Source organism: Amycolatopsis halotolerans (assembly GCF_042647905.1).
GTDB classification, from domain to species: domain Bacteria; phylum Actinomycetota; class Actinomycetes; order Mycobacteriales; family Pseudonocardiaceae; genus Amycolatopsis; species Amycolatopsis halotolerans.
Genome location: NZ_JBHRWI010000045.1, coordinates 39353 through 48716, shown reverse-complemented (window position 1 = coordinate 48716; position 9364 = coordinate 39353). Strand labels below are relative to the sequence as shown.

The 9364-nt window shown below is 69.5% G+C and carries 8 protein-coding genes; 2 read left to right on the top strand and 6 right to left on the bottom strand.

The genetic code is table 11. The features are described 5' to 3' along the window. Positions 1–209: 209 nt before the first annotated feature. Complete coding sequence (locus ACFORO_RS33405) at positions 210–566, bottom strand: VOC family protein (protein ID WP_377873050.1); 357 nt, start codon at positions 564–566, stop codon at positions 210–212. Positions 567–690: 124 nt separating this feature from the next. On the opposite strand from ACFORO_RS33405, the gene ACFORO_RS33400 reads away from it, so the two are divergent. Further along, positions 691–2439, top strand: a complete 1749-nt coding sequence (locus tag ACFORO_RS33400) for a proline--tRNA ligase (protein WP_377873051.1) — start codon at positions 691–693, stop codon at positions 2437–2439. 5 nt (positions 2440–2444) lie between these two features. After that, entirely contained in the window at positions 2445–3446 is a 1002-nt protein-coding gene (locus ACFORO_RS33395) for a hypothetical protein (RefSeq protein ID WP_377873052.1), read from the top strand. On the opposite strand, the gene ACFORO_RS33390 is transcribed toward ACFORO_RS33395, so the two are convergent. From ACFORO_RS33390 to ACFORO_RS33370, 5 genes are all read right to left on the bottom strand, one after another. Beyond that, positions 3386–5557, bottom strand: a complete 2172-nt coding sequence (locus ACFORO_RS33390; RefSeq protein ID WP_377873053.1) for a bifunctional lysylphosphatidylglycerol flippase/synthetase MprF — start codon at positions 5555–5557, stop codon at positions 3386–3388. The two genes, ACFORO_RS33395 and ACFORO_RS33390, sit on opposite strands and share 61 nt — an antisense overlap. A 233-nt stretch (positions 5558–5790) precedes the next feature. Beyond that, a complete protein-coding gene (locus ACFORO_RS33385) occupies positions 5791–6492 on the bottom strand; it encodes a haloacid dehalogenase-like hydrolase (protein WP_377873057.1) in 702 nt (233 codons plus the stop codon). A 30-nt stretch (positions 6493–6522) separates the two neighbouring features. Next, positions 6523–6933: a YjbQ family protein gene (locus ACFORO_RS33380; protein WP_377873054.1), complete on the bottom strand. Its 411-nt coding sequence runs from the start codon at positions 6931–6933 to the stop codon at positions 6523–6525. A 16-nt stretch (positions 6934–6949) separates the two neighbouring features. Continuing rightward, entirely contained in the window at positions 6950–7594 is a 645-nt protein-coding gene (locus tag ACFORO_RS33375; protein ID WP_377873055.1) for a response regulator transcription factor, read from the bottom strand. 24 nt (positions 7595–7618) lie between these two features. Next, positions 7619–8878 carry a sensor histidine kinase gene (locus tag ACFORO_RS33370; protein WP_377873056.1) on the bottom strand — a complete coding sequence of 420 codons (1260 nt, stop codon included), beginning with the start codon at positions 8876–8878 and terminating at the stop codon, positions 7619–7621. Positions 8879–9364 lie beyond the last annotated feature (486 nt).

Genomic DNA, 9364 nt, shown 5'->3' with positions numbered 1-9364 from the left:
CCGTCAGCGACCCGATCTTGGTCCATCCGCGGCTTACACGGTTGTCATGACACGGCCGAAATCTGCCCGTGACCGCGCACCGGTGCGCTAGCCCACGACCGCCCCGCCTACCCCGGTCAGCTGCGTCCGCAGACGGCCGGGCTGGCCGGTAGCGGCACCCGCTCCACCCGCGGCCGCCCGCGCTTGCCTCAGCCGCGCTCACCCAATCCTCAATGAGCCCCCTTCGCGGACACGCAAAACACATTCCCCTCCGGATCCTCCAGCACCGTCCACTCCAGCCCGGGCACCTGATGCCGCCCCAGCTCCACCGCGCCCAGCCCGACCAGCCGCCGGACCTCGGCCTCTCGGTCGTCCGCGCCGAAGTCCACGTGCACGCGGTTCTTCCCGCTCCGGGGCTCCGGCACCCGCTGCAACCCCAGCCGAGGCCCGCCCGACGCGGGGCCCTCCAGCATCACGAACTCGCCGTAGTCCGCCGCCACCGAAACGCCGAGCGCCGCTGTCCAGAACTCCGCCAGGCGCTGCGGCTCGGCGCAGTCGACGGTGATCATGCCCATCTCCAAACCCATGCCCGCACGCTAACCGCGACCACCGACAAAAACCGTGCCCGCCGATAACCCGCATGCGTCGAGGCCGGGGGGTTGACTACTCTGTGCGAAACATCTAAGACCCGCTCAGCGCAGGGAGTTCCCAGTGATCACCAGGATGTCGTCGTTGTTCCTCCGCACGCTGCGCGAGGATCCGGCGGACGCCGAAGTGCCCAGCCACCGGCTGCTGGTGCGCGCCGGCTACGTCCGCCGGGTCGCCCCGGGTGGTTACTCGTGGCTGCCGCTCGGCCTGCGGGTGCTGCGCCGGGTCGAGGAGACCGTGCGCCAGGAGATGAACGCGATCGGCGCGCAGGAGATCCAGTTCCCCGCGCTGCTGCCCCGCGAACCGTACGAGGCCACCAACCGCTGGACCGAGTACGGCGACAACCTCTTCCGCCTCAAGGACCGCAAGGGAGCCGACTACCTCCTCGGCCCGACCCACGAGGAGCTGTTCGCGCTCACCGTGAAGGGGGAGTACAGCTCCTACAAGGACTTCCCGGTCACGCTGTACCAAATCCAGACCAAGTACCGCGACGAAGCGCGCCCCCGCGCGGGCATCCTGCGCGGCCGCGAGTTCGTCATGAAGGACTCCTACTCCTTCGACCTCGACGACGAAGGTCTGGAGAGCTCGTACCAGAAGCACCGCGACGCCTACATCAAGCTGTTCGACCGCCTCGGCCTCGAGTACGTCATCGTGGCCGCCACGTCCGGCGCGATGGGCGGCTCGGCGTCCGAGGAGTTCCTCGCGGTCGCGGAGAACGGCGAGGACACCTTCGTCCGCAGCACCGAATCCGGCTACGCGGCGAACGTCGAGGCCGTGGTCACGCCCGCGCCCGCCGCCCGGCCGCTCGAGGGGCTGCCCGAGGCGCAGGTCCACCACACCCCGGACACGCCGACCATCGAGACCCTCGTCGCGTTCTTCAACGCCGCCGGGCTCGGCCGCGAGTTCACCGCGGCGGACACGCTGAAGAACGTCCTGGTCAAGACGCGCCAGCCGGGCGCGAAGGAGTGGGAGCTGCTCGGCATCGGCGTCCCGGGCGACCGCGAGGTGGACTTCAAGCGTCTCGAAGCGGCGCTCGAGCCCGCCGAGGTGGAGCTGCTCGAGGAAGCCGACTTCGCGAAGAACCCGTTCCTCGTCAAGGGGTACATCGGCCCGAAGGGGTTGCAGGAGAACGGCGTCCGCTACCTCGTCGACCCGCGCGTGGTCGAAGGCACCGCCTGGCTGACCGGCGCCGACAAGCGCGACCACCACGTGCTCGACCTGGTCGTCGGCCGCGACTTCACGCCGGACGGCACCATCGAGGCCGCCGAGGTCCGCGAGGGCGACGCGTCGCCGGACGGACAGGGCACGCTCGTCGCGGCGCGCGGCATCGAGATCGGGCACATCTTCCAGCTCGGCCGCAAGTACACCGACGCCTTCGAGGTCGACGCGCTCGGCCCGGACTCCAAGCCGGTCCGGATCACCATGGGCTCCTACGGCGTCGGCGTCTCGCGCCTGGTCGGCGTGCTCGCCGAGCAGAACCACGACGAGCAGGGCCTGGTGTGGCCGCGCGAGGTCTCGCCGTTCGACGTCCACGTGGTCATCGCGGGCAAGGACGAGACGGTGCGCGAGGGCGCGGAGAAGATCGCCGCCGAACTCGACGCCGCCGGTCTCGAAATCATCCTCGACGACCGCAAGGCCACCCCGGGCGTGAAGTTCGCCGACGCGGAACTGGTCGGCGTCCCGACGATCCTCGTCGTCGGCCGCGGCCTCGCGAACGGCCTGGTCGAGGTCAAGGACCGGCGCACCGGCGAACGCGAGGAGATCGCCGTCGACTCGGTCGTCGACCACCTCGCGAAGCTCGTCCGCGGCTGAAGCCCGTGGGCTGGTTCGGACGCAAACGCCGCGACGACGGCGGGTACCAGGACAACGCCGCGCTGAGCGGCTTCGGCGGGTACCAGCCGTCTGACGCGCCTAAGTTCCCGAGCGCCGGGTACGAGAAAACGGCGCCGAAACCGTCCGAACCAGCCCCGCAGCCGCAGGGCACTCCGCCGTCTGAAGAGGGCGCGGACCCCCTGCGGCAAACCCTCACCCCGGCACAGCTCCGGCGATCCACACCCCGCAAAACCAACCTCCGGCTGGTGAAAGCCGTCCCGATCCTCATCATGATCGGGATATTCGGCTACAACGTCTTCACCACCAAGAATCACCACTCCGCCAGTACGGACGACACGCCCCGCACTCCGCGCACCTACCAGCCGGACCCCAAGGTCGTCGTGCCGCCGGTGGTCGCGGGATGGCAGTCAATGGCGGGCAAAGACGGCAGCTACGCGTACGACGTGCCGCCGTCCTGGGAACCGGCGCCGACCACGCTGCACGGCTGGGACCCGGTCGCCGGATCGCCCGGAATCAACCTCTCCACCAGCGCGTTCCTCGGCCAGCACAGCTGCAAGGAAGACCCGGTCGGCCAGGTCGGCGGCGCGGGCTTCACCACCGAGAAGACCAGCGACGCCGCCGAAGCCGCCCGCAAGGCCGTCACCGACCTGGGCATCAGCGCGTACACCGGCGAAGGCGCTCCGGCCGCGAAGGTGACGCCTGGTGCGCCGGAGAAGGCCGAAGTCAAGATCGAGAACGAAAGCCGCGAAGGCACGCTCGTGGTCGCCGAAGTGGCCCCGAGCAACGCGCCGTGTCAGCCACGGAGTGTGTTGGTCGGGGCGCTCGCGCTCGGTGCCGGCGACAGGTCGGCCGTGCTGGTCGCGTACTCCGAACAAGGCCGCCCGGGTTCCGCGTCCCGGGACGACCTCGTCCGGATTCTGCACAGTTACCGTGCCGTCCCGGCCGCGGACCGGTCCACGACCACACCGCCGCCGACCACCCGCTGACGTCGCAGCGCCAGCTTCGCGAAGTCCATCAGCCCGGCGTTCGGCAGATACGCGCGGCCCAGCGCGATCCCGATCCGCGGCAGGTCGGCCTCGTCGCGGTAAGCGAGGTACAACGGCTCGTGCCGCGGCTGGAACTTCGCCTTGAACGCGTGCAGGGAACGGAATCCGTAGTACGGCTCCATCATCGAGCCCAGCGCGTCCAGCATCCGGTCGACCATCTGCCGCGGCGTGCTGTCGTTGCTGCGGACCAGCGGCGCGCCCGAGAGCGACACGAACTTCGCGCCCTCCTCGCGGAACGCCAGGCAGGTCGAGGCGATAAGGAACTCCATCACCGGCCGGAATCCGCCCGCGCGGCGGCGCATCACGTCGAGGGTCCAGCCGCCGACCTCGCCGTCGCCGGTGTGCACCGGCAGCCACGATGTCACGCCGTGCACCGTGCCGTCCGCGTCGACCGCGAGACCGACCCGCGTCGCCGGGTCCATCGCCTGGTCCACGCCGCCGAGAGTGAAGCCCATCTCCGGAAGGCCCTTGTCGCAGATCCATTCCTCGGACAGCGCCCGCACCTGTTCCCGGATCGACCACGGCTGTTCGGCCAGCCGCACCAGCCGGAACTCGATCCCGTCCTTCTTCGCGCGGTTCAGCGCGGTCCGCACGTCCTGCCAGGCCTTGCCGCGGAATTCGAGGTTTTCCAAGTCCACCAACGTGTCCTCGGCGACCTGGACGTGCTGCCAGCCCAGTTTCGCGGTCTGCGCGACGGTCCCCGCGGTCGCCGAGAAGACGCAGGGCACGAGCCCGGTGTTCTCGCACATCGCGGAGAATTCCCGCAGCGTGCGGTCGCTCGTCCCGTCCGGCGCGACCGGGTCGCCGAGCGCCACCGCGACGCCGGCGTGCCGCTGGTACGCCAGGTACGAGGTGCCGTCGGAGGCGACGAAGTAGGTGTTCTGCGGCCAGGTCGTCATCCACGAGATGGTGCTGCCGCCGTTGCGGCCCAGCAGAAGCCGCGCGAAGGCCGGGTCCGGTCCGCCGCGGAAGATCTTGCGCCGCCTGCGCCGCGAGGGCACCCGGAACGCACGCCGGGCCGAGATCAGCAACACCAGCTCGACTGTCCACAAGAGATTGTCCACAATGAACAGCGGCGGGCTGCTGAGGTCGTAGTCCTCGCGGATCAGTTGCGTGATCGCGACGAGCCCGGCCAGTACCGCCATCTGCGACGCGGCGAGCACGCACAGCGCGATCGCGCACCGCCAGGCGAACCGCGAACCGCGGCGCAACCCGTTGAGAATCGGCACCGCGACGATGCACAGCGGGAGAAGTTCGTTGCCGGACAACGAGATCGAGTCCGACGAGCCGAACGGTCCGTCGCCGGGGACCAGCCACATCACCACTTCGGCGACGACCAGCAGCACCAAACCGGCGGACGCGAGCAGCCGCCATTCGCGCAGCGAGGGCTTGTTGGCGTTGCGTGCGGCGGGTCCGGCGAGCCGTCGGCCCAGCGGGAGCGCGAGAACGAGCGCGAAGAAGTGCACGAGGTCGGCGAGCGTGCCGACATAAACGATCGCCACTCCGGCGTACACGCAAAGCCCGGCTCGCAGCCGAAGCCGCCACGGCGTGCGCAGGGTCGCGCTGGTGATGGCGATCGCGGCGAGCGCGCCGCCGGAGAAGCCGACGTCGAGCGTGCCGGAGATCCGGTCGGCCCAGGCCCAGCCGGAATTGCGGGAGAGTTCGAGGAATTGCACCGCGACGACGGTCGACACCAGCTGCCCGCCGATGGTCACCGCCATCGCGCGCCGGGTGCCCAGGTGCCATTCGGCGAACCCGGCCATCAGCGCGAAACTTCCCGCCATCGGCAGGTAGAACCACGGGCGCAGGGCGTAGAACGGCCCGGTGAACAGCGTCCACCAGCGGCCGTGCTCGAGCGACGGGAGGCCGTAGGCGTAGTAGTGGAAAGCGTGCTGGTGCTCGGCGGCGTGCCAGAGCGAGCCGGTCGCGACCCCCACGATCAGGATCGCGAGCACGACGGTCGTCGTGAACGGGATCCGGTTCCACAGCACCGCTAGCCGTCCGCGTGCCTCTCCGGCCGCGAGGCCGGTTCCCCCCTGTGCGATCGTCATGGGGAAAGTTTGGCGCGGCGATCTTAAGCGGTCATCGCCCGTCGGACCTACTTCTCCCCCTAAGGGACTGCTACCCCAGGGGGACCCGACCCTGGTCCCAAGACTGACCTTCGGCGAGGGTCAACGCGCTGACCAGGGAAAACGGGTTGGCGTTCGGCTAATGAGCGGCTCGTCCGACCCGGAACAGGGGTTGACACCAGAGTCGCCCGAACGAGTGATCCCGGTCGCTCGCCTCAGGGCAGTCCGAGCACCGCGGCGCGGACTGCGGACAGATCGGCGAGGTCCGGCAACACCTGGTGTGCGCCCGCTTCGGCCAATTGTCCGGCGGAAAACCGGCCAGTGGCAACGCCGATCGCCACCGCGCCGTAATCGAGCGCCGCGTCGATGTCGTTCGGAGTGTCCCCGAGGATCACTACGGATTCCGCGGGAAATTCCTTGCCGTGCTTCGCTTCCGCGGCTTTGACGGCGTGCGGGACCAGATCAGCACGGTGCGGCGAAAGCGAACCGTAGCCGCCGATCTCCAGATCGAGATGCTCGTCGAGACCGAGCGCGGCGAGCTTGTGCAGCGAGATCTCCGGCAGGTTTCCGGTGACGAGACTCTGCACGACGCCGTCGGTCTTGGCGAGATCGGCGAGCACGGCCGCCGCGCCGTCGAGCGCCCGGCCTTCCCCGGGCAGAGTTTCCCGGGCGCGTTCGACGGCCGCGATCAGTTCCCGCCACATCCGCTGGATGGTTTCCTCGTCCGGTTCGATCCCGTGCGAGGTCAAAACGTCGGCGGTGATCGCGCGTTCGGTCCGGCCGCCGAAATCCGGGTGCGTGCGGAACTGCGCCCCGGTCGCCGCGGCGAGCGCCGAGCCGTACCAGCCGACCCCGAGCCCGGTGTAGTCGACGAGCGTGTGGTCGATGTCCCAGAGCACCAGCCGGTGCGCGCGAATGGCTGTCACGTCCGCGATGCTACGGCGGGATCAGCCGGTGAGGTAGCTGAAGCGGACCCGGCGGACGGGGTTGTCGACGTTGGTGTCCACCAGGCACACCGACTGCCAGGTGCCGAGCAGCAGCACGCCGCCGAGCACCGGCACGGTCGCGTACGGCGGGAGGAACGCGGGGAGCACGTGGTCGCGGCCGTGTCCGCCGGTGCCGTGCTGGTGGTGCCAGCGGTCGTCGCGGGGGAGCAGGTCGTCGAGCGCGGCGAGGAGGTCGTCGTCGCTGCCCGCGCCGGTTTCCAGCACCGCGAGCCCGGCCGTCGCGTGCGGCACCCACACGTGCAGCAGGCCGTCGGTGGCGTCGGCGTCGCGCAGGAACCTCTCGGCCTCCCGGGTCAGGTTGTGCACGACGGCGGTGTCGCCGGTGTGCACCTCGATCTCGGTGGAGTACATACCGTCAGGGTAGGCGTCAGGAATCGAGATAGCGGAGCACGGCGAGGACGCGCCGGTTGTGCCCGTCCGACGGCGGCAGGCCCAGCTTGCCGAAGATGCTCGTCACGTACTTCTCGACCGAGCCCGCCGACAGGAACGCCTCGGCCGCGATCGCGGAGTTCGACCGGCCTTGCGCCATCAGCCCGAGGATCTCGCGTTCGCGCGGCGTCAGCTCGGCCAGCGGCCCGGCCTGGCCGGTGGTCGCGAACAGCTGGCGGACGACCTCCGGATCGAGGACCGTCTCTCCGGCGGCGACGCGTTCCAGCGCGGTGAGGAAGTCCGACACCTCGGCGACGCGGTCCTTCAGCAGGTAGCCGACCGCGCCTGCTTCTCCGGCGAGGAGTTGCTTGGCGTAGTTGGTTTCGACGTACTGCGAGAAGACGAGGATCGCGCAGCCGGGCCGTTCGGCGCGCAGGTCAATTGCCGCGCGCAGGCCCTCGTCGGTGTGGGTTGGCGGCATTCTGATGTCCACAATGGACACATCGGGCCGGTGCTCGCGGACGGCGGTCCGGAGGTCGTCGGCGTTCTTCACCGCCGCCGCTACCTCGTGGCCGCGCAGGCTCAGGAGTTCGACTAGGCCCTGGCGCAGGATTGCAGAGTCCTCCGCGATCACGATACGCACTGTTTCCCCCTCATTTCGCCGAGTTTAGCGGGGCAGCGGGAGTGTCGCGGTGACTACGGTCGGGCCGCCGTTCGGGCTCGAGACGGTCAGTTCGCCGTCTGCAGGGCGGAGCCGTTCGGCGATTCCGGACAGTCCGCCGCCGGGGATGATCGCGGCGCCGCCGGGGCCGTGGTCGACGACGGTCAGCTGTAGTACGTCTTCGCGGTCTTCGACCAGGACTGTGCATCGTCCGGCGCCGTGTTTTGACGCGTTGGTCATGAGTTCGGCGGCGGCGAAGTAGACGATTGTTTCCAGCGACGGGGGTGGGCGGCGGCTTAGTTCTACCGAGACTGTCGCGGAGAAGTCGGCCGAGCTGGCCAATGTGGACAGTGCGAGGCTCAGACCTTTGTCCAGCGCTGCGGGGTGGATGCCGCGGGCCAGGTCACGGAGTTCGACGAGGGCTTGTTTGGCGTTGCTGTGGGCGGTGTCGACCAGGGTGCGGATTTGGTCGAGGTCGACTGTCTCGGTGGCTAGTTCTTCTTTTGCCAGGCCCAGTTTCATCGCCATGGCGACTAGCTGGGCTTGGGCGCCGTCGTGGAGGTCTCGTTCGATGCGACGGAGTTGCTCCGCTGCTTCGTCGAGGGCAGTGGCTCGGGTTTCTTCGAGGAAGCGGACTCGTTCGCGGAGGCCGGGGTCGCCTGCCAGGGTGCGGAGGAGAAGGCGGTCTACTCCGGTGAGGAGGTGCACTACGGCGGGCCAGACGGTCAGGACGGCGATGCCGAGGAGGCACCAGCCGAGGGAGCCCGGCCAGCTGAAGCTCCCGATGTTGAAGACCGGCAGGCCGTGGCCGGGTCTGGTCTCGAGGAGCCAGGTGAGCGGATAGGTGAAGGATGCCAAGCCGAAGAAGCCGAGCGCGCCGGAGCCGATCATGGCCAGGAGACCGAAGGGGAGGCGGACCAGGAGGTAGGCGACTGATCGCCAGGCTGTTCGGTCGCCCAGGCGGGCGGTCAGCCAGTTCCAGAGGCCTGGGGCCAGGTCGGTTCTTGGCGGGGGCGGAAGGGGGAGGTTCAGGAGTTTTGCGGCCAGGCGGCGGTGGAGGCCGCCGAAGAGTCTTGCGCCGCGGAGGACGCCGGTGAGGATGAGGAGTCCGGCGAGGACTGGGGTCAGGGCTATGCCGACGGCTGTTCCGGCTAGGAGGAGGACTGTCGAGAGCAGGGGGAGGGGGCCGGTGATGGCCAGCCAGGCGGTTTCGCGGAGGGCTTGGCGCGGGGTGGCGGGCCAGAGGCTGCGGAGGGCGGGGTTCACCGGGTGACCTGGAGCGCGGGGCCGCGGAGGTCGTGGCTGCGGCGGTGCGGGCGGGTGGTCACGTGGTTGAGTTTGCCGGGTTTTGGGGGTGGGTGGTAGCGGGATGGCCTGTGTGGTGGGGCGGGGGGTAGCCCTACCTCGTCGCCTGGCGGCGACATTGCGCCCGTTGGTTGCGTGGGGCACCCCGAAGGTTGATTGTGCTGACGGTCCGGGGGTGCTTGTCAAGGCGGGAAAGATGCCTTGACAAGCACCCCCGAACCGCAGAGAAGGCTTCGTATCGGGGTTGGGGGAGGGGCTGGGTGCCTCGATCGTTGGGTGCAGCGGCGGCGGTTGGTGGGTGGGGGTGGGGCTTGCGCCCCAATGTGGCGTTGGGTGCGTGGGATGCACCGAACGCCACATTGGGTGCATGCGACGCACCCAATGCCACATTGGGTGCATCGCGATCGCGGCCGTGGACCGCGGAAGGACGTGAGGGGAACCCTGAGG

Excerpts from the sequence above, each read along its gene's own strand:
- ACFORO_RS33405 (WP_377873050.1), bottom strand. The coding sequence starts at position 566 with ATGGGTTTGGAGATGGGCATGATCACCGTCGACTGCGCCGAGCCGCAG.
- ACFORO_RS33390 (WP_377873053.1), bottom strand. The coding sequence starts at position 5,557 with ATGACGATCGCACAGGGGGGAACCGGCCTCGCGGCCGGAGAGGCACGC.
- ACFORO_RS33380 (WP_377873054.1), bottom strand. The coding sequence starts at position 6,933 with ATGTACTCCACCGAGATCGAGGTGCACACCGGCGACACCGCCGTCGTG.